The organism is Streptomyces sp. NPDC052109 (assembly GCF_040680195.1).
In the GTDB taxonomy this organism is placed as follows: domain Bacteria; phylum Actinomycetota; class Actinomycetes; order Streptomycetales; family Streptomycetaceae; genus Streptomyces.
In genome coordinates this window covers 410952-430520 of sequence record NZ_JBFAWF010000003.1, presented here as the reverse complement: position 1 = coordinate 430520, position 19569 = coordinate 410952, and the positions used below count along the sequence as shown (strand labels likewise).

General features: G+C 71.4%; 18 protein-coding genes. 11 read left to right on the top strand and 7 right to left on the bottom strand.

All coding sequences use genetic code 11. The features are described from left to right. Nucleotides 1–102 precede the first annotated feature (102 nt). The 3 genes from AB0L59_RS10595 to AB0L59_RS10585 all read left to right on the top strand — a co-directional run bounded on the left by AB0L59_RS10595 (nucleotide 103) and on the right by AB0L59_RS10585 (nucleotide 4895). Entirely contained in the window at nucleotides 103–1851 is a 1749-nt protein-coding gene (locus tag AB0L59_RS10595) for a carbohydrate binding domain-containing protein (protein ID WP_365581507.1), read from the top strand. A 211-nt stretch (nucleotides 1852–2062) separates the two neighbouring features. Beyond that, nucleotides 2063–2944, top strand: a complete 882-nt coding sequence (locus AB0L59_RS10590; RefSeq protein ID WP_365581506.1) for a DMT family transporter — start codon at nucleotides 2063–2065, stop codon at nucleotides 2942–2944. 682 nt (nucleotides 2945–3626) lie between these two features. Further along, nucleotides 3627–4895: a hypothetical protein gene (locus AB0L59_RS10585; RefSeq protein ID WP_365581505.1), complete on the top strand. Its 1269-nt coding sequence runs from the start codon at nucleotides 3627–3629 to the stop codon at nucleotides 4893–4895. 219 nt (nucleotides 4896–5114) lie between these two features. Here the strand turns inward: AB0L59_RS10585 and AB0L59_RS10580 are convergent, their stop codons facing one another. Further along, nucleotides 5115–5504, bottom strand: coding sequence for a RidA family protein (locus AB0L59_RS10580; RefSeq protein ID WP_365581503.1), 390 nt, complete (start codon nucleotides 5502–5504; stop codon nucleotides 5115–5117). A gap of 72 nt (nucleotides 5505–5576) precedes the next feature. On the opposite strand from AB0L59_RS10580, the gene AB0L59_RS10575 reads away from it, so the two are divergent. After that, nucleotides 5577–6542 (top strand): LysR family transcriptional regulator, encoded by a 966-nt coding sequence (locus tag AB0L59_RS10575; protein WP_365581502.1) that lies wholly within the window; start codon nucleotides 5577–5579, stop codon nucleotides 6540–6542. On the opposite strand, the gene AB0L59_RS10570 is transcribed toward AB0L59_RS10575, so the two are convergent. The 4 genes from AB0L59_RS10570 to AB0L59_RS10555 all read right to left on the bottom strand — a co-directional run bounded on the left by AB0L59_RS10570 (nucleotide 6508) and on the right by AB0L59_RS10555 (nucleotide 9573). Then, the gene (locus tag AB0L59_RS10570; RefSeq protein ID WP_365581500.1) at nucleotides 6508–6990 is read right to left on the bottom strand and encodes a carboxymuconolactone decarboxylase family protein; all 483 of its coding nucleotides are present in this window, start codon (nucleotides 6988–6990) and stop codon (nucleotides 6508–6510) included. The two genes, AB0L59_RS10575 and AB0L59_RS10570, sit on opposite strands and share 35 nt — an antisense overlap. Nucleotides 6991–7091: 101 nt before the next feature. Further along, a complete protein-coding gene (locus AB0L59_RS10565; RefSeq protein ID WP_365581498.1) occupies nucleotides 7092–7526 on the bottom strand; it encodes a heme-binding protein in 435 nt (144 codons plus the stop codon). Between the two features lie 71 nt (nucleotides 7527–7597). Further along, nucleotides 7598–8473: an LLM class flavin-dependent oxidoreductase gene (locus tag AB0L59_RS10560; RefSeq protein WP_365581496.1), complete on the bottom strand. Its 876-nt coding sequence runs from the start codon at nucleotides 8471–8473 to the stop codon at nucleotides 7598–7600. An 80-nt stretch (nucleotides 8474–8553) separates the two neighbouring features. After that, nucleotides 8554–9573 carry an aldo/keto reductase gene (locus tag AB0L59_RS10555; protein WP_365581495.1) on the bottom strand — a complete coding sequence of 340 codons (1020 nt, stop codon included), beginning with the start codon at nucleotides 9571–9573 and terminating at the stop codon, nucleotides 8554–8556. 193 nt (nucleotides 9574–9766) lie between these two features. Here AB0L59_RS10555 and AB0L59_RS10550 point away from each other — a divergent pair, with 193 nt between their 5' ends. Continuing rightward, complete coding sequence (locus AB0L59_RS10550; protein ID WP_365581494.1) at nucleotides 9767–10378, top strand: TetR/AcrR family transcriptional regulator; 612 nt, start codon at nucleotides 9767–9769, stop codon at nucleotides 10376–10378. A 1174-nt stretch (nucleotides 10379–11552) separates the two neighbouring features. Next, nucleotides 11553–12821, top strand: coding sequence for a Tat pathway signal protein (locus AB0L59_RS10545; RefSeq protein WP_365581492.1), 1269 nt, complete (start codon nucleotides 11553–11555; stop codon nucleotides 12819–12821). Nucleotides 12822–12863: 42 nt separating this feature from the next. Here AB0L59_RS10545 and AB0L59_RS10540 read toward each other — a convergent pair whose 3' ends face one another. Together AB0L59_RS10540 and AB0L59_RS10535 are read right to left on the bottom strand one after the other, a co-directional pair. Further along, nucleotides 12864–13163 carry a hypothetical protein gene (locus tag AB0L59_RS10540; protein WP_365581490.1) on the bottom strand — a complete coding sequence of 100 codons (300 nt, stop codon included), beginning with the start codon at nucleotides 13161–13163 and terminating at the stop codon, nucleotides 12864–12866. Nucleotides 13164–13214: 51 nt separating this feature from the next. Continuing rightward, complete coding sequence (locus AB0L59_RS10535; protein ID WP_365581488.1) at nucleotides 13215–14138, bottom strand: helix-turn-helix transcriptional regulator; 924 nt, start codon at nucleotides 14136–14138, stop codon at nucleotides 13215–13217. 114 nt (nucleotides 14139–14252) lie between these two features. Here AB0L59_RS10535 and AB0L59_RS10530 point away from each other — a divergent pair, with 114 nt between their 5' ends. The 5 genes from AB0L59_RS10530 to AB0L59_RS10510 all read left to right on the top strand — a co-directional run bounded on the left by AB0L59_RS10530 (nucleotide 14253) and on the right by AB0L59_RS10510 (nucleotide 19530). Then, nucleotides 14253–14843, top strand: a complete 591-nt coding sequence (locus tag AB0L59_RS10530; protein ID WP_365581487.1) for a non-oxidative hydroxyarylic acid decarboxylases subunit B — start codon at nucleotides 14253–14255, stop codon at nucleotides 14841–14843. A gap of 84 nt (nucleotides 14844–14927) precedes the next feature. Next, entirely contained in the window at nucleotides 14928–16352 is a 1425-nt protein-coding gene (locus AB0L59_RS10525) for a non-oxidative hydroxyarylic acid decarboxylases subunit C (protein WP_365581486.1), read from the top strand. A 36-nt stretch (nucleotides 16353–16388) separates the two neighbouring features. Next, entirely contained in the window at nucleotides 16389–16640 is a 252-nt protein-coding gene (locus tag AB0L59_RS10520; protein WP_365581485.1) for a non-oxidative hydroxyarylic acid decarboxylases subunit D, read from the top strand. Between the two features lie 145 nt (nucleotides 16641–16785). Next, on the top strand, nucleotides 16786–17775 hold the full coding sequence (locus tag AB0L59_RS10515; protein WP_365581484.1) for a hypothetical protein: 990 nt from the start codon (nucleotides 16786–16788) through the stop codon (nucleotides 17773–17775). A 108-nt stretch (nucleotides 17776–17883) separates the two neighbouring features. Continuing rightward, the gene (locus AB0L59_RS10510) at nucleotides 17884–19530 is read left to right on the top strand and encodes an APC family permease (protein ID WP_365581482.1); all 1647 of its coding nucleotides are present in this window, start codon (nucleotides 17884–17886) and stop codon (nucleotides 19528–19530) included. Nucleotides 19531–19569 lie beyond the last annotated feature (39 nt).

Sequence of the window (19569 nt, the reverse complement as noted above, 5' to 3'; positions counted from 1 at the left end):
GCGGACCCCGCACCTTGACCGGCGTTTGGTCCAGACCAATCATGGCCTAGACCAATAGCCCCGGCCGGGCCGCACAGTGTCGTTCGCCATCCGGGAGTACCGATGACACGTCCGAGACCCGTACGCGCCCTTCTCGCAGGCCTGGCCACCCTGGCCGCCTCCGCAGGACTCGCCGTGGGGACCGGGGGCACCGCGCACGCGGCGACCCCGCTGCCCACGCACGTCTTCGCGCCCTACTTCGAGGCCTACAGCGGCGACAGCCCCGCCGCGCTGTCCCAGGCCTCCGGCGCCAAGTACCTGACCATGGCCTTCCTGCAGGCCGACACGAAGGGCTCCTGCACCCCCTACTGGAACGGCGACACCAGCACGCCCGTCACCTCCTCCGTCTTCGGCGCCGACTTCACCACCATCCGCTCGCGCGGCGGCGACGTGATCCCCTCGCTCGGCGGTTACGGCGCCGACCACGCCGGCACGGAGATCGCCGACAGCTGCACGAGCGTGGACTCCATCGCCGCCGCGTACGAGAAGATCATCACCACCTACGACGTCTCCCGGCTCGACATGGACGTCGAGGACAACTCCCTCACCGACACCGCCGGCATCGACCGCCGCAACCAGGCGATCAAGAAGGTGGAGGACTGGGCCGCCGCCAACGGCCGCTCGGTGCAGTTCTCCTACACCCTGCCGACCACGACGACGGGGCTCGCCGACAGCGGTCTCGCCGTGCTGCGCAGCGCGAAGAACGCGGGCGCCAGGATCGATGTCGTCAACATCATGACGTTCGACTACTACGACGGTGCCACCCACCACATGGCCACCGACACCGAGACGGCCGCGAGCGGACTGCACGACCAACTGGCCGAACTTTACCCGAACCTGTCGGACAGTCAGCTGTGGAACACGGTCGGCGTCACCGAGATGCCCGGCGTGGACGACTACGGCCCGGCGGAGACCTTCACCACCGCCGACGCGACCACGGTGTACGACTGGGCGGTCGCCAAGGGCATCAACACCCTCTCCTTCTGGGCCCTCCAGCGCGACAACGGCGGCTGCCCGGGTTCCGGCGCCTCCGACACCTGCTCCGGCATCGCTCAGGACACGTGGTACTTCACCCACACCTTCGCACCCTTCACCGGCGGTACGACGACCCCGCCGGCCAACGACTTCTCGGTCTCCCTCTCCCCCGCCACCGCCTCCGTCGACCCCGGCGCGACCGCGACCGCGACGGTGAGGACCTCGGTCACCTCCGGCAGCGCACAGACGGTCGGTCTGACGGTGAGCGGCGCCCCGAGCGGGGTGACCGCCTCACTGAGCCCGTCGTCGGTCACCGCGGGCGGCAGCGCCACACTCACGGTGAAGACCAGCGCCACGACGGCGCCCGGCACCTATCCCCTGACCGTCACCGGCACCGCGGGCTCGAACCGGCACAGCTCCACGCTCACCCTGACGGTCAACGGGTCCGGGGGCACGGCCGTCCTCGGCAACGGCGACTTCGAGACCGGCTCGCTCACGCCGTGGACCTGCGACTCCGGGGCCACGGTGGTCTCCTCCCCCGTGCACGGCGGATCCCACGCTCTCAAGACCGCACCGACCGCCTCACAGACCGGCCAGTGCGCACAGACCCTGACGCTCAAGCCGAACACCTCCTACACGCTGAGCGGCTGGGTGCAGGGCCCGTACGCGTACCTCGGCGTCAGCGGTGGTGCGACGGCCAGCACCTGGGCCTCGTCCTCGTCGTGGTCGAAGCTCTCGGTGCCGTTCACGACCGGCACCTCGGGCACGGTCACGGTGTACGTGCACGGCTGGTACGGCCAGGGCGCGGTCTACGCCGACGACCTGACCCTGGGCTGAATCACCGCTCCCCCGGCCCCGCCCGCCGATCATCGGGCGGGGCCGCCTCGCCGCCGCCGCGGCGGCCGGGACCGCCGAGACGGCCGCGGGGCGGTCGTCCCTGCCGCGACCGGGCCCTGCGCGCCCAGATCCGGCGGCCTGGCCCGGCCTTCCGTAGGCTGAAAGGACCGGAAGCTCCCTCCGGGAGGCCGCCCGCAGTCAGGAGACGGTCGTGATCGAACTGGCCGCGGCGTTCGCCGTCGCGGGAGCGGCGAGCAACGCCGTGGGCACCGCCTTCCAGCGCAAGGCCGCGTCCGCGAGCAGCCGCAGCGGAGTCCGGCTGCTCGCGGAACTGGTGCGCCGGCCCCTGTGGGTGATCGGCATGTGCGGTGTCGTCGGCGCCGCGCTGTTCCAGAGCCTGGCCCTGGTCAACGGCCCGCTCGCACTGGTGCAGCCGCTCTTCATCCTGGAGCTGCCCTTCGCGCTGCTCGTCGCCGCGCCGCTGATGCACCGGCGGCTGCCCCACTCGGGCTGGTGGGGCGTCGGCGGTTGCGTGGCGGGCCTCGCCGTACTCCTGATCGCCGCCGCCCCGCACGGCGCCGCCGACCATGCCCCGCTCACCCGCTGGATCCCGGCGCTGTGCCTGTGCGTCGGCGGCATGGCCGCGGCCGTTCTGCTGTCCGGCCGGGGCCGGTCGCCGGCCCGGCGCGCCGCGCTGCTGGCCGCCGCCTCCGCCGCGGGGAACGCGCTGACCGCCGCACTGCTGAAATCGGCCAGCGGAACCTTCGCCGACCACGGCTTCACGGCGTTCCTGCGAGCCTGGCAGACCTACGGCTTCGCGCTCGCCGGCGTCGCCGCCGTGGTCCTGCTGGAGAACGCGCTCCAGGCCGGTCCGCTGGCCGCGGCCCAGCCGGCGCTGACCATCGGCGACGCGGTGATCAGCCTGGCCCTCGGCATCACCCTGTTCGAGGAACGGATCCGCACGGGCTGGTGGCTCGTACCGGAGGTGTGCGGTGCCCTGCTGATCGTCATGGGCGTGGTGGTCCTCAGCCGGGCCGTCCAGCACATCACCGTGGTGCCGGTCGCGGCGGAGGAGAGACACCTGGCGACATGAGCCTGCCCTGAACGAGAAAGAGGGGGACGGACGGCGACAACCGGTACGCCCGGGTCCGTACGCGCGTGTCGGGCACATGCGGTGCCTCCCGCCGGCGGCCCCACCGCCACCGTCCGCGGTGACCGCCATCCGTGCGATCACCGACCGCCATCCGATCTCCCGCAGCAGAAGTCTGTCCACCTGGGAACTCCCCCCTTGCGACCGCTGCTCGCACCACTACGGCCGCCGCACCGCCAGAGCCGTCGTGATCTGCGATCACCCCTTGGAGTGGCGGAGGGGCCAGTTCCGGTCGTTCGGCGTCGGCTCGGTCCGCCAACGAGCCCGCAAGACTCCGTCGCCCTCGGGCATGACAGCGGTAAACACAGGAACACCTTCACCCGCATATACGGACAGGAGCGCGGCGGCGCGAGCGCAGCGTACGTGCTGCCGTCGGCGACCCGCACCGCACTGCTCACCCGGCTCGCGGGCCACGGCATCGGCCCCGAGATCCCGTGAATGCCGCAACCGGGCCGTGCGCCACAGGACCGACCGGGTGACGCGAGCGCTGCTTGAGACCCCCTGTGCACGCCACACCGCACCAGAATGACCACTTAATACACTTATCGGTCCTATGGTGCAAGCTATCGGGAATCGACCGAGGGGGCGCAGAACGCGTCGTGGCAGGGCGCGGGTTGGGATGGCGATGACGGAAATCAGCCGCCGGAGCGTGGCGCGCCTCGGCCTGTATGCCGGCCTCGGTGCGGCCGCCGCCTCGTTCGCCGCGTGCGGTGGGCACGACGGACAGGGCGGCTCGCTCGGGTCGGAGCCCCTGCACGGGGCACCACGGCTGATCGGGGACGGCTCGACTGCGTACACCGGACGGCAGCCGCACCAGCCGGAGCCGCCCGTGGCCCTCGAACCCGGCGAGACACCACCGCAGTTCGTGGTGTTCTCCTGGGACGGCGCCGGCGAGCTGGGCACCGGACTGTTCCCGCGCTTCCTGGAGCTCGCCCGCGCCCACGGCGCGCACATGACGTTCTTCCTGTCCGGCCTCTACCTCCTGCCGGAGGAGAAGAAGCGGCTCTACGATCCGCCGAACAACCCGGTGGGCGCCTCCGACATCGGCTACCTCACCGACGAACACCTCGGGGCCACACTGAAGTACGTGCGCCAGGCCTGGCTCGACGGCCACGAGATCGGCACGCACTTCAACGGTCACTTCTGCACCGGTGCCGGATCGGTGGCCAACTGGACACCCGCACAGTGGCGTTCGGAGATCCTGCAGGCACGGGAGTTCGTCAAGTCCTGGCGCACCAACACCGGCTGGCAGGACGATCCACCCCTGCCGTTCGACTACGACAAGGAGCTCGTGGGCGGCCGCACCCCGTGCCTGCTCGGACAGGAGAACCTGCTGCCCGTCGCGCGTGAACTGGGGTGGCGCTACGACGCCTCCTCGCCGGGCGGAGTGCAGCGCTGGCCGAGGAAGCGGGAGGGGGTGTGGGACCTTCCACTGCAGAGCATCCCCTTTCCGGGACACACGTTCGAGGTGCTCTCCATGGACTACAACATGCTGGCGAACCAGTCCAAGAACTCCACCCGGGGGCCCTCCTCCAACTACCCCTACTGGCGCACCCAGGCGGCACAGGCGTACGCGGCCGGGTTCCAGCGGGCGTACGAGACGAACCGGGCGCCGATGTTCATCGGCAACCACTTCGAGGAGTGGAACGGCGGCATCTACATGGACGCGGCCGAGGAGGCCCTCAGGCAGATCGCCGGTCAGGAGGACGTACGCCTGGTCTCCTTCCGGCAGTTCGTCGACTGGCTCGACGCCCAGGACCCCGGGATCCTCGCGAAGCTGCGCACCCTCGAGGTCGGCGAGAAGCCGGACGGCGGCTGGGCGGCGTTCCTGCGCCCCGCGAAGCGTTCGCGGGGTGGCGTGGACACCGACGGGCCGCGTACGGAGGATGGCTGATCGGCCCTCCCGAAACGTTCAGGGACGCACCGGCGCTCAAGGCCAAGTTCCGCCGGTCGGAGCCGACCGCGTCGCGCAGCGGCATCCGGGCGGGCCGCAGAACCGGTCGCGGCCGGTGGCCGGCCGTGCCTGGGAGCCGCCGAGGGCGAAGCGGCCCACCGACGCCGGCCCGGGCCGAGTGCGAGGTCCTGATCGTGGCCGGGCCCTGCGGCACCGGGGTCAACCGGCGTTGCGGCGGGCGTACACCTCGATCTCGATCTTCATACGCGGGTCGGCGAGTCCGCACTCCAGCATGGTCGCGGCCGGGCGGATCCCGCCGAAGCAGCGGCGCAGCACGGGCCAGCAGGGCTCGAAGTCGGCGCGGTCCGGCAGCAGATAGCGCACCCGGACCACATCGGCGAACGTGCACGTCGCCTCGGTGAGCGCGGCCTCGATGTTGCGCAGGCACTGCTCGGCCTGCTCCACCACGTCGTCCGAGATCGTCATGGTGGTGTAGTCGAACCCGGTCGTCCCGGACACATGCACCCAGTCGCCGTCGACCACCGCACGGGCATACCCGATCTGCTCCTCGAAGGCCGAGCCACTGAGGATCGCACGTCGCTCTGTCATGCGCGGAACGCTAGGTGACCAGCGTCGATACGTCTAATACAAGCACTGGCATGAAGTGATATCTCTGAGGATATGGACCGGCCCGAACTTCCGCTGCCGCAGTTGCACGCCTTCGTCGTGCTCGCCGAGGAACTCCACTTCGGCCACGCCGCCACCCGTCTGGGCATCGCCCAGCCCCCGCTGAGCCAGCAGGTCCGCCGGCTGGAGGAGAAGGTCGGGTACGCGCTCTTCGACCGTGAACCGGGGCGCGTGACGCTCACCCCGGCCGGCCGCGCCCTGCTGCCGGCCGCCCGGCAGACGCTGGCCGGGCTCGCCGACGGGCTGGCCGCGGCACGGGCCGCCGGCAGCGGGCGGTCCGGGCGGCTGCGGATCGGCTTCGCCGCGTCACTGGCCCTGACCGTCCTGCCAGGCCTGCTGCGCGACTTCCGGCAGCGGTTCCCCGACGCCGATCTCGACATCCGCGAGATGACCACGGCACCTCAGCTCGACGCCCTGCGCGAGCGGACGATCGACATCGGGCTGCTGCGGGAACCCCCGCCCGACGCATCCGAGCTGGATTTCAGGACCGTGCTCAGCGAGCCGTTCGTGGCCGTGCTGCCGACGGCGCACCCGCTGGCCGCCCGGCGGACGGTGCCGCTCGAGCGATTGGCGGGCGAGCCGTTCGTCCTGTTGCCGCGCGCGGTCGGTCCACGGTTGTACGACCGGATCACCGGCCTGTGCGAGGAGGTGGGGTTCAGCCCCCGGATCTCACAGCACGCGGTGGAGTGGCAGACCGTGTGCGCCCTGGTGGAGACCGGGCTGGGGGTGTCCGTGGCCCCGGCGAGCATCCGCCGCATCCGGCTCAGGGGCGTCGCCTTCCGCCCGGTCGATCCGGGCACCGCCCGTACACGGGTCGCCGTCGCATGGCGCCGGAACGACCGCAGCCCCCTGGTCGCCCGGTTGCTGGAGACGATCGGCCAGGCCCCGCCTCAAGGGCGGCGGCCCCGACCGCGCTCGACTGCCGTCACCGCTCCGCACGCACCGGATGCCGGCTCATGATCGACACCCGGTTGAACGCGTTGATGGTGACGGCCACCCAGATCACCGCTGCCGTCTGATCGTCGGTGAGCACCTCCCGGGCCGCCGCGTAGGCGGTGTCCTGCGCATCGGCGTCGGCGGCGGCCGTGGTCGCCTCGGCCAGTGCCAGGGCGGCCCGTTCGGCGGGGGTGAACAGCTCGGTGTCCCGCCAGGCGGCCAGCACGCCGAGGCGGTCCGGGGTGTCGCCGGCCCGCAGCGCGGCGCGGGTGTGCAGGTGCAGGCAGTACGCGCAGCCGTTGATCTGCGACACGCGGAGGTTGACCAGCTCCACCAGGGTGCGGTCGAGCCCGGCTTCGGCGGCGGTCGCCCGGACCACCTCGGAGGTCTGCACCAGCGCGTGGTACGCCTTGGGGCTCTGCTTGTCGACGAAGATCCGCCGCGCGGTGCCGGCCTGGACGGGAGTGGTCAACGTGGCCTCCTCGGGGTGCGGTCTGTGATCACCACCCTACAGTTGTTGAATTCGAAACTACCATGCGGTGTGCGGCGATCTTCCGCCCCCGAAGGCGCGGGCTATGTGACGGGACCGCGCCCCTGCCACTGCCGCACTGCCGTCCCCACGGCCTCTTCGTCCTCCAGAGCATGGGCACCGGAGGCACCAGCGGCGCCGAGGATCACCTCACCGTCGGTGATCAGAACACCGCCGGCCCACGGGACGAAGTCGCCGCCGTAGAGATGCTGGATGCCGTCGACGATCCCGCCGGGCAGTTCGATCTCGCCGGAGGAGCGCAGCGCGAGGAGCGCGGTGCGCGCCTTGGCCACGGCGATCCGGCTGGTCATAGGCATGCCGCCGTCGGCCCGTCGCAGGACGATCACCTCCCCGGCGACGTCGACAACGGCCACCGCCAGCGGCGGGAAGCCTCGCTCCGCACCGACATCCAACGCGGCTTGCACCAACTGGTCCGCCTCGGCCAGCGTCAGTCCGGGGAGGCGTGGAGTAGCGGACACGTGCGCGAAACTACCGTCGACGGGCCTGCGGGGCAAAGGAGTTGAGCGGGCCGCTGTGCCCACGGGGCCGCTCAGGCCGACGGGCGGATGAACTCGTCGGCGACCCAGCGCACCACGCCGCCGGGGTACGGCGACGGCAGTCCGAGGACGATGTGCCGGAAGCCGGCGTCGACCGCATCCCCGATCGCGTCCCGGGTGCCACCGGGCCGGTCGTAGTCGACGGGCAGTTGGATCGAGCGGGTGACCGAGGCGGGGTCGCGGCCGATCTCGGCGCAGTAGCGGTCCAGCAGGGCACTGCGGCGGACGACGTCGTCGATGTCGCCGCCGGGGATGTTCCACAGGTCGGCGTGCTCGGCGACCACGCGCAGCGTCGCGGACGAGCGGCCGCCGATGAGGATCGGCGGGTGGGGGCGCTGGACGGGTTTGGGGTTGCCGAACGCTCCGGTGAGACGGTGGTGGGTGCCGTGGAAGTCGAAGGGCGCGCGTTCCGTCCACAACCGCCGGATCACCGTGCACGCCTCGGCGAGGCTCTCCACGGCGTGCGCCGAGTCGTGGAAGGGCAGTCCGTGTGCCGCGTACTCGCGCCGGGCCAGGGGATGACCGGGGCGTGAACCGACGCCGATGCCGAAGTCGAGCCGCCCGCCGGACACGATGTCGACGGTCGTGGCGATCTTGGCCAGCAGCGCGGGTGGCCGGAACCGGTTGCTGGTCACAAGCACACCGATGCGCAGGCGTCGGGTGTGGGCGGCGAGGGCCGAGAGCAGCGTCCAGCCCTCGTACGCCGGGCCGTCCGGGTCGCCGAAGATCGGCATGAGGTGATCGAACAACCACGCGTGCTCGATCTCCGGTATCGCGTCCGCCTCGCGCCAGACCCGCAGCACGTCGTGGTAGTCGACCTGCGAGGGGGCGGTCATGATTCCGAAACGAGGCCGGGTCGGTCGCGGCATGGGCTGTCGGTCCTTTCGCCACGGGGGCTGGGTTCACAAGGTCGAGTGCGTGTCAGCGCATGACTTCTGCCCTGCGGCGCTCATCGGCGCCGCAGTGACGGATCGAGCAGCGCGGGCGGGGTGTCGTGCTTCTCCTCGGGGGCCAGATCGACGCCTGGGGCCACGATCGCGTCGATCGCGTCGAGCACGTCGGCCGACAACACCGTGTCGGCTGCGGCCAGTTGCGAACGCAGGTGTTCCGGTGTGCGGGGACCGATGAGCGCGCCGGTCACGGCGGGATGCGCGGTCACGAAGCCGAGCGCGAGCTGGATCATCGTGAGTCCGGCCTCGTCGGCGACCCGGGACAGGCGCTCGACGGCTTCGAGTCTGGCCCTGTTGGCGGGGACGGCGAGGTCGAAGCGCTGCGGCAGGAACGCCGAGCGGTGGGTGCCGATGTCCCGGCCCTCGCGGATCGCCCCCGACAGCCAGCCCGAGGACAGGGGGCTCCACGCCAGCACACCGAGCCCGTACTCCTCGGCCACGGGCAGCACATGGCTCTCGATGCCGCGCTGCAGGATGGAATAGCTGGGCTGTTCGGTGACGTAGCGGCTCAAGCGGTGCTCGCGGGCCGCCCACTGGGCCTGGACGATCCGGTACGCCGGGAAGGTCGAGGATCCGAAGTAGCGGATCTTCCCGGCGCGTTGCAGGTCGGTCAGCGTCGACAGCGTCTCCTCGTCGCCGGTGTCCGGGTCCCATCGATGGATCTGGTAGAGGTCGACGTGGTCCACGCCGAGCCGGCGCAGGCTGTTGTCGAGCGCGGTGACCAGCCAGCGGCGGGAACTGCCCCGGTGGTTGCGCTCGTCACCCATGGGCATGCCCGCCTTCGTCGCCAGGAGGATGTCGTCGCGGCGGCCGGCGACGGCCTTGCCGACCATCTCCTCCGACTCGCCGTCGCCGTACATGTCGGCGGTGTCGATGAGGTTGATCCCGCTCTCCAGAGCGGCATCGACGAGGGCGGTGACCTCGTCCTGAGTGGTGCGTCCGATCCGGCCGAAGTTCATCGCGCCGAGCGCGAGGGAACTGACCTGCACGCCGGTGCGGCCCAGGGTGCGGTACTGCATGACCGTGTCTCCTCGTTGCGGGGAAGGGAGCGTCGCGGAAGTTGATCAGGGTTGGGGAAGGTCGTGGCGAGGGCTCGGCTCGGCTTGGCCGTCGACCGGCGCTCTGACATCATAAGAAGCGGAACATCGTTCCGTTAATCACGATACGGAACGCTGTTCCGTTTAGCAAGCAGGGCGTGGAAGGAGCGGCGCGGTGAACGGCAGCGGCGAGGGAGCGGGGCAGGCAGCCCGGTCCAAGCGGAGCGACGCCCGGCGCAACAAGGAGACGCTGCTCGACGCGGCCGCGGCGGTCTTCGTCAGCTCGGGCGTCGAGGCACCGGTACGTGACATCGCGGCCCGGGCCGGGGTCGGGGTGGGCACGATCTACCGCCACTTCCCGACACGCTCGGACCTGATCATCGCCGTCTACCGCCACCAGGTGGAGAGCCTGGCCGAGGCGGGTCCCGCCCTGCTCGCGTCCAGCGCCACGCCCCATGCCGCCCTCGGCCGGTGGATCAGCCTCTTCGTCGATTTCCTGGTCACCAAGCACGGCCTCGCCGCTGTGCTCAAGTCCGACAACGCCGGCTTCGATGCCCTGCACACCTATTTCCTCGACCGCCTCGTGCCCGTCTGCACCGAACTGCTCGAAGCGGCGGCCGCCGCCGGCGAGATCCGCTCCGATCTGCCGGCCTACGAGCTGATGCGCGGCGTCGGCAACCTCTGCATCGGCGCGGAGAGCGATCCTCGCTACGACGCACGGCGACTGGTGGAACTCCTGATCACCGGCCTGCGCACCGCGCACACCGGCCATGGGCCCGGCAGCTGAGGGACGGGTCGCAGCGCGGCCGCTCCCGGCCCGCTGTCGACGCCGCCTCGAAGCCCGACTGCACGGCATTGGTGTGCTCCCGCCGTGAAAGTCCTCCGGCCGCGCGGCAGACGAGGCGGGGGATCGACCGCGCCCTCCGCGATGGCCCAGGCCATGGCCCTCTGCCTGGCCGGCCGCTGAGCCGAGCCGGGGACCGAGGCGCTCGCCGTGGCCGAGGCCCGGTCCGTGCTGCCTCGCGATTCCGTCGCACCGCCGGCACGGTGCGTCGCCGCAACGGCGAGGGGCGCCCAGGTCCGCCACGCCGAGGCCTTCGCCGCCTACGACGAACTGCCGCCGGTGTTCCGCAAAACCTTCGGGCCGAGCACCCGACGACGCCCGAACTTCGCTCGGACCGCGCCGACACGCTGACAACACTCACACAGCATGCCGAGTGCGCGGCCGTCGCCCGGATCGCCGACCGCGGTACGGGGCCCGGGATACGGCTCATCGCGGGAGCGGCCCGGAACGGGCTGATCTTCGCGCTCGACAAGCAGGGCGGCCACGAGGAGGCCGAGGCCCTCGCCCGCGAGACGCCCGCCGCCCACCGGGAACCGGGCACGCCGGCGCTGGTCCTGCAAGTCGGCCTGACACGCAGCCTCAACGGCCCGGGCCGCCACGACGAGGCCCTCGCCGAGGCGGAGCGGGCCGGCAGGCTGTGTCGGAAGATGCCCGCTGAGCTCGGCCGGGCGGAGACCGGTGCTGTCGAGCCGGCCGTCGCCAACGCCCCCTCGGGCTGGGCCGCGAGGCCGAGGCCCGCACCCGGGGCACGGCCACCTTCGACTCCTGTCAGGCCGCGTTCGGCTCCCGCCGTTGCCGCACCGTCGAAGCCTGCGAGCTGCTGGGCCGCATCGACGGCACGTGAGGCCGACGCAACGGGGCCGTCGGGGACGGCCGGTTGGCTCCTCCGCGAGCCGGACCGCCGGTCCGGGGCCGCACCGGCCCTCTACTCGCGTTGCCGTACCGAGCCGCTCGGCCTGGTCATCGGGCCGGGCCGGGGCACGATCGCGCGTGAAATCGCCGACGAGGTCCGCCTCTTGGTGCGGGCCATCGGGCAGACCCCTACGGATACCCTGAGGGACAGGATCGGGGGAGTTCCCGGATGCGCGGGAAGCCGACGAGCCGTCAGGCTTGATCCATGACGAACCAGCTCCCGCGCGAGCGCCGCAGGGTCACCCCCCGCCGGGCGCTTGCCGCCTGCGCCGTCGCCGCGCTCTGCACACTGACCGCCGCTCTTCCCGCCGCCGCGGACACCCGTGCCGCCCCGGCTCCGTCGTCCGCACAGCCGCTCTCCCTTCCCGCCCCCTCCGGCCGGTACCGGGTCGGGGAGGTGAACCTGCACCTGGTGGACCACTCACGGCCGGATCCGTGGCATGCCGGCAAGGTGCGGCACGAGTTGATGGCCAGTGTGTACTACCCGGCGGCCCACACGGCCGGCCACCCGCCGGCCCCGTACATGCTGCCTGCGGCCGCCGCCCACTTCGACGACGTCACGGCGGACGGGTACCTCGACCTGCACGTCCCGGCCGGCCGGGCGGACTGGGCCCGCACCGTCACCCACGTCACCCGAAGCGCCCCCGTGGCCGCCGGCCGCGGTGGACGGCTTCCCGTCGTGCTGTATTCCCCGGGACTCGGCGAACCGCGGACCTGGGGCACGACGCTGGCGGCCGATCTGGCCGGCCGTGGCTATGCGGTCGTCACCGTCGACAACACCTACGAGTCGCCCGAGGTCGAGTTCCCGGACGGCTCCCTCGCCACGCTGGCGCTGCCCTCGGACCACGACGCCTTCGTGCGCAAGGCGCTGGACGTCCGGGTCGCCGACACCGGTTTCGTCCTGGACCAACTCCAGGAGCTGAACAGCGGACGGAATCCCGACGCCGACGGACAGCCCCTGCCGAAGGGTCTGGTCGGCGCGCTGGACGTTACCGAGGTGGGCATGTTCGGCCATTCGATGGGCGGCACCGCCGCGGCACTGGCCATGGACGCCGACCACCGGATCAGCGCCGGCATCGACATGGACGGCAATCTGACCAACCTCGACGGCTCGCTGATGCCGGTCGCCCGGCATGGCCTCGACCGGCCCTTCCTGTTCATGGGCAAGGACGGCACGACCGACACCGGACCCGGCTGGCAGGCGTTCCGCGCCCACACCCCGGGATGGAACCGACAGCTGACCCTGCTCGGCTCCGAGCACAGCTCGTTCACCGACGCGGAGGCACTCGTGCCCCAGCTGCGTCTGCGGCCCTGCGAGCGTGCCCACGACATCGGCACCATCGACCCGGCCACCGCTATACGCACCAACGAGGCCTACGTCTCCGCCTACTTCGACCACTGGCTGCGCGGCGGCAGCGGTCGACTGCTGGAGGGACCGTCCCCGAGGTACCCGGACATGGTGTTCGTGAAGTGATCACGGCCGCGTCGTGTCACAGGGGCTGTCGTGTCACAGGGGCTATCGGGACGGGGAGGCGTAGCGCGCCAACTGGTCCTTGACCCACGGGTCGAACACCGCCAGGCGGTGCCGGGCGGTCGCGTCGAACCACGCCAGTTGCCCGGCCACCCACGGATCCATGCACCGCGGACCGCGGTGGTGGCCGGCGTGGCTGACCTCCGATGCCGTGGCACCGGCGACGGTATCTGCCGTGCCTCCGGGAGCGGCCGCCGTCGCGGAAGTGCTGCCGACGAGGAGTGCACCCGCGGCCATCGCGGTGACAGCGCCGACCGCGCCCGCACTCCGTATCCGCTTCTTCATGGTCTGCTCCTTCCCGTGCCCCCGTGCCGATCCTCTGGCTGGTACGGGCGTCTACCCCTCAGGTCGCGTCTCACTCGTCCCCCGGGCCCGCGCCCGGAACGCGGCCGGGGTCTCTCCGGTGCGCCGTCGGAAGAAGCGGGTGAACACGCCGGCGTCGGGAAAGCCGAGACGGTCGCCGATGGCCGCGGCCGGCAGGTCGGTGTGCCACAGCAGCCGCCGCGCCTCCAGCAGGACCCGGTGGTCGATGAAGGCCTTGGCCCCGGTGCCGACGGCCGAGCGGGTGGCCCGGGTCAGGGTGCGGACGCTGTAACCGAGCGCGTGGGCATAGTCCTCGACGCGGTGGGTCCGGGCGAAGCCGCGCTCGACGGCGTGCTGGAAGCGCCGGAACGCCTCGTTGCCGGCCCCGGCTGTCTCGCGTACGCCGCGGGCGTGGGACAGCCGCAGCACGAGCACCGACAGCAGATGGCGTACGACGTCGATCTGGACCTCCAGCGGCAGGTCGGCCAGCCTTCGGTACTCGCTCCGGAGCACCTGGAGTACGGCGTCCAGGGCGGCCGCTTCGGTGTCCGTCGGGGTCAGGGGCGACCGCCAGGCGGGCTGGTCGACGCGTGCGGCCTCCACCGTGGCGGGCGTGAGGAATCCGGGCGTGAACAGCACGACGACGCCTTCGGCGGCGGTGAGGTCGGATGCGTACCGATGGACCTGTCCGGGCCGCACCCACAGCCAGTCACCCGCGCTCATGTCGCACGCGGTGAAGTCGAGCGAACAGCACAGTCCGCCGCCGCGCACGGCGATCAGCTCGTGGAAGGCGGGGCGCTTGGCCGCGTAGGGATCGATGCCGTGGCCGTGGGCACGGCGGGGCAGCGCGGAGAGGTCGAGGACCTCCGCACCGGGCGGCGCACCGACGGCGGCGCGGTAGGGGACGGGGGTGACCTCGGCCCGGTCCGTGGAGTGGGGCTGTCCGTTTCTGTCCATGGTCTGTCTTCAGCGTACGTCGCTGGCCTCGGAAGCCGCCCTTAGCGTCGAGAGGGCGGTGACCGAAACGGTTGGCCGCTGTCAGCATCGGACGAACCGAAGGAGCCGAATCCCGTGCGACTGATCGTGGGCATGACGGGAGCCACGGGGGCCGTGTTCGGCGTCCGGCTGCTGGAGTATCTGGCGGGACTCGGTGAGGTGGAGACGCATCTGGTGCTCAGTCGTTGGGCACGGGCCACGATCGAGCTGGAGACCGGTCTGACGGTCTCCGAGGTCACGGCGCTGGCCGATGTCAGCTACGCACCGGAGGACCAGGGCGCGGCCATCTCGTCGGGGTCGTTCCGGACGGACGGCATGGTCGTCGTGCCGTGTTCGATGAAGACCCTCGCCGGTATTCGCGCCGGATACGCCGACGGGCTGGTCGGACGGGCCGCGGACGTGGTGCTCAAGGAACGGCGCCGGCTGGTCCTCGTGCCGCGCGAGACGCCCCTGAGCGAGATCCATCTGGAGAACATGCTCGAACTCGCCCGCAAGGGGGTGCAGTTGGTGCCGCCGATGCCGGCGTTCTACAACCGTCCGCGGTCGGTGGACGACATCGTCGACCATGTCGTCGCGCGCGTCCTCGACCAGTTCGACCTGCCCGTGCCCACGGCCAGGCGGTGGGAGGGCATGCGGACGGCCCGCGCCCTGCGCTCGACCGGCTGAGCCCCCGGTGCGCTCCCGGGGCTCTTCCCCCGGCCGCCCCTCCCCCGCCCCGCAACGCCCCTCCCCCGTGTGAAAGGACTCCCCGTGCCCTACGACGACCTGCGTGGCTTTCTCGAAGCCCTCGACAAGGAGGGCCAGCTGCTCCATGTCCCGGACGAGGTGCTGCCGGAGCCCGACATCGCCGCCGCGGCGAATGCCGCTCCCCGCCTCGGCGACGCGGCCCCGGCCCTGTTCTTCGACAACGTCAGGGGGTTCACGAACGCGCGTATCGCGATGAACGTCCACGGTTCGTGGGCCAACCACGCGCTCGCGCTCGGCCTGCCGAAGGAGACCGGCGCCAAGGAGCAGGTCGCCGAGTTCGTCCGGCGCTGGGAGGCGTTCCCGGTCGAACCCGAGTGGCGCGAGAACCCGCCGTGGGCACAGAACACCCTGGAGGGTGAGGACGCCGACGTGTTCAGGGTGCTGCCGCTCATCCGGCTCAACGACGGCGACGGCGGCTTCTACATCGACAAGGCCGCGGTCGTCTCCAAGGACCCCGACGACCCCGAGCACAGCGGCAAGCAGAACCTCGGTGTCTACCGCGTCGAGGTCAAGGGGCGGCGCAGGCTCGCCATCCAGCCGGTGCCGATGCACGACATCGCCCTCCATCTGCGGACGGCCGAGGAGCGGGGCGAAGACCTGCCCGTGGCCATCACCCTCGGCAACGACCCGGTGATCACCATCGCCGCGTCGACCCCGATGAAGTACGAGGAGAACGAGTACGGACTCGCCGGCGCCCTGCGCGGAGCGCCCGCCCCGATCGCCCGGGCGCCGCTGACCGGGCTGCCCGTGCCATGGGGCAGCGAGGTGGTGATCGAGGGGGTCGTCGAGGGACGCGCGCGGGAGATCGAGGGGCCGTTCGGGGAGTTCACGGGCCACTACTCGGGTGGGCGCAGCATGCCGGTCATCCGCGTGGACCGGATCTCGTACCGCACCGACCCGGTCTTCGAGCACCTCTACCTCGGAATGCCCTGGACCGAGTGCGACTACCTCATCGCGGCCAACACGAGTGTGCCGCTGTTCAAGCAGTTGAAGGCGGACTTCCCGGAGGTGCAGGCGGTCAACGCCTCCTACACGCACGGACTGGTGGTCATCGTCTCGACGCGGAAGCGGTACGGGGGCTTCGCCAAGGCGGTGGGCCTGCGGGTGCTGACGACGCCGCACGGGCTCGGTTACGCGACCACGGTGATCGTGGTGGACGAGGACGTCGACCCGTTCAACCTGCCGCAGGTGATGTGGGCGTTGTCGACGAAGATGAACCCCGCCGGAGACCTGATCACCGTGCCCCGGCTCCCGGTCGTCGAACTGGCCCCGCAGGCACCGACCCCCGGCATCGTGGACAAGCTCGTCATCGACGCCACGACGCCCGTCGGCGCCGACCGCCGCGGCACCTACGGCACCCCCGTCCGCGACCTGCCCGAGACGGCCGCCTGGCTCACCCGGCTGCAAACCCTCGCCGCCCGCCGCTGACCGCCCCGCTCCCCCGTCCAGGCAAGGAGACCAGCCATGGCCGAATCCACCCGCCCCGTCTGCCCACGCTGTGCGCACCCGGAACTCGAACACGTCCACACCTCCCCCGTCCCCGGGGTGTGGGACGTACTGCAGTGCTCGCGGTGCCTGTACATGTGGCGCACCAGCGAACCCGACCGGCGTACGCGGCGCGAGGACTATCCCGAGGGCTTCCGGCTGACCGCCGCCGACCTCGCGTACGCCGACGAGGTGCCGACCGTACCCCCGCTGCGCCCCGGGAGGAGCTGATCGGACGTCATGCTCGTCTGCTCCTGCGGCGGTCGGCGGACCCTGCCGTCCGCCGGTTACGACCGCGGGCACTGTGCCGGCCGCGGCCGCGGGCTTATGGTGGGCCGTCACGTGCGTCCGCTCTGAGGGGATCCAAGGAGAACTGATGGAGTCCGGGACCAGGCTCGTGCGACACGCCGCCGTCTGCGCGGCAGCCCTTCTGCTCTGCGCCGGCCTCCCCACCGCGGCATCCGCCGACAGCACCACGGCCGGCCCGAACCTGCTCGCCGACGAACTGGACGCCTACTGGACACCGGCCCGCATGGAGGCCGCGCTGCCCGCTGACACCGTCAAAGGCACGGAGCCCGGGCCGACGGCGACGGCCGTGGCCCCCGCGGTGGACGGCCCCCGGCCGGGCGAGTACATCCCGCCCAGTTGGAGCTTCGAGGGCATTCCCCAGGCCGGCACGTTCTTCTGGACGGACGCGACCGGTACCGGCCGCACCTGCAGCGGCTCCGTGGTGCGCAGTCCGGGACGCGACGTGGTGCTGAGCGCCGGCCACTGCCTGAAGGGCTCCGCGGGCACCTCGCCCAAGCGCCGTCTGGCCTTCGTCCCGCAGTACCACGACGCCCTCAAGCCGTTCGGGATCTTTCCCGTGCGGACGAACGGCGTCCATGTCCCGCAGGAGTACTACGACCTGGGCGAACACGCCGGTGCGGAGTACGACTTCGCCTTCGCCGTCACCGAGCCCAACCAGGACGGAACGCGCCTCGAGGACGCGGTGGGCGGCCTGCGGCTGCTCACCGGTGCGGGCTACTACCACGCACCCGTCCGGATGATCGGCTACCCGGCGGGGGCCGAGAAGCCCCTGGAGTGCTGGAGCCGGACCACCCGGTGGGACAGTGACGACCCGGCCGACCCGGGTGTGTTCCCACGCATCGCCTGCGACGCCTTCGTCGGCGGAACCAGCGGCGGCCCCATGCTCGTACCCTGGCCCGGCGGATGGGCGGTCATCGGAGTGATCGGCGGCTATCACACCGGCGGCAACACCCCCCAGGTCTCCTACAGCGCCTACTTCGGCACCGCCACCCGTGCCCTCTACCGCGCCGTGGTCACCGGCGCCCCACCGGCCGGACCGCGCCTGGCCTCCGGCTGACGGGCGTACGCAGCCGCGTCAGAAACCGGTGCCTGCACGCTGAGTGCCATGCCCGCGTCAGCGTGGCACGATAGTGCCGCATATCGCCCTATAGAGGGGGTGTGGACCATGGCGGTGTCACAGGCGGCACCGGGTCCGAAGACCCACAAACCCGGGCTCCGGCGTGAGATCGGCTTCGTCGGGCTCATCTGGGCTTCCGAGGGATCGATCATCGGGTCCGGGTGGCTTTTCGGCGCACAGGGCGCCCTGGCGGCCGCCGGACCGGCGGCGATCATCTCCTGGGCCATCGGTGGCCTCGCCATCCTCATCCTGGCGTTGGTGCACGCGGAACTCGGCGGCATGTACCCGGTGTCGGGCGGCACCGCCCGCTTCCCGCACTACGCCTTCGGCGGCGCGGCCGGAGCGTCGTTCGGCTGGTTCTCCTGGCTGCAGGCGGCCACGGTGGCGCCCATCGAGGTACTGGCGATGATCACGTACGGCCAGCACTACTCCTGGGCGAACGGCTGGGAGAAGGTCAAGGGCGGCGAGCACGTCCTGACCCCGACCGGCATCGCCGTGGCGGTCGGGCTGATGGCGGTCGTCACGGCCGTCAACTTCCTCAGCATCCGGCTGCTGGCCCGCACCAACAGCGCCGCGACCTGGTGGAAGGTCGGCATCCCCCTGCTGACGATCTTCGTGTTCGCCATCGCCCAGTTCCACACCGGCAACTTCACCGCGGCCGACGGATTCAACCCCTATGGGGCGAAGGGCATCCTCTCCGCCGTCTCCACCAGCGGCATCATCTTCGCGCTGCTGGGTTTCGAACAGGCCGACCAGCTCGCCGGCGAGAGTGCCAACCCCAAGCGGGACATCCCGCGGGCGGTGATCGGGTCGATCCTCCTCGGCATCCTGATCTACATCCTGCTGCAGGTCGCCTTCCTCGCCGCGCTGCCCGCCTCCCAGATCGGCAGTCACTGGGCCAACTCCGCGTTCACCGCGCTGAGCGGGCCGTTCGCCCAGGTCGCCACGCTCATCAGCCTGGGCTGGCTGGCCGCGGTCCTCTATCTCGACGCCGTGATCTCCCCCGCCGGCACCGGCCTGATCTACATCACCGGCTCCTCCCGGGTCTCCTACGGCCTCAGCCGCAACGGCTATGTGCCGTCGGTGTTCGAGAACACCAACCGGCGCGGTGTTCCCTGGGTCGGCCTGATCACCGCCTTCGTGGTCGGGTGCATCTGCTTCCTGCCCTTCCCCAGCTGGCGTTCGCTGGTCGGCCTGATCACCAGCGCCAGCGTGCTCATGTACGCGGGCGCCCCGCTCTCGTTCGGAGTGTTCCGCAACCGCCTGCCCGACGCCCACCGCCCCTACCGGCTGGCCGGCGGCGGCTGGCTGTCGCCGCTCGCCTTCATCGTCGCCAACCTGCTGATACTTTGGTCGGGTTGGACCACAGACTGGAAGCTCGGCGTCGCCATCCTGATCGGCTACGTCATCCTGGTCGCCAACCGGGTGTTCAAGATGAACCCCATCACCCCGCAGCTCGACCTGCGGGCCGCGCAGTGGCTGCCGGTCTACCTGGTGGGTATGGGGCTCATCGTCTACCTCAGCGACTTCGGGCCGCTCAAGCACCCGTGGTTCCCCCTGTGGTGGGACATCGGGGTCACCGCCGCGTTCAGCCTCGTCGTCTACTACTGGGCCATGGCGGTCGCCCTGCCCGGCGAACAGATCCAGCGGCTGATCGACCAGGTGGTCGTCCCGGAGCAGGAGGACATCGTCTGACGTGCCGTCGGGCCGCACGGCGGACCCGCCCGGCCCGCC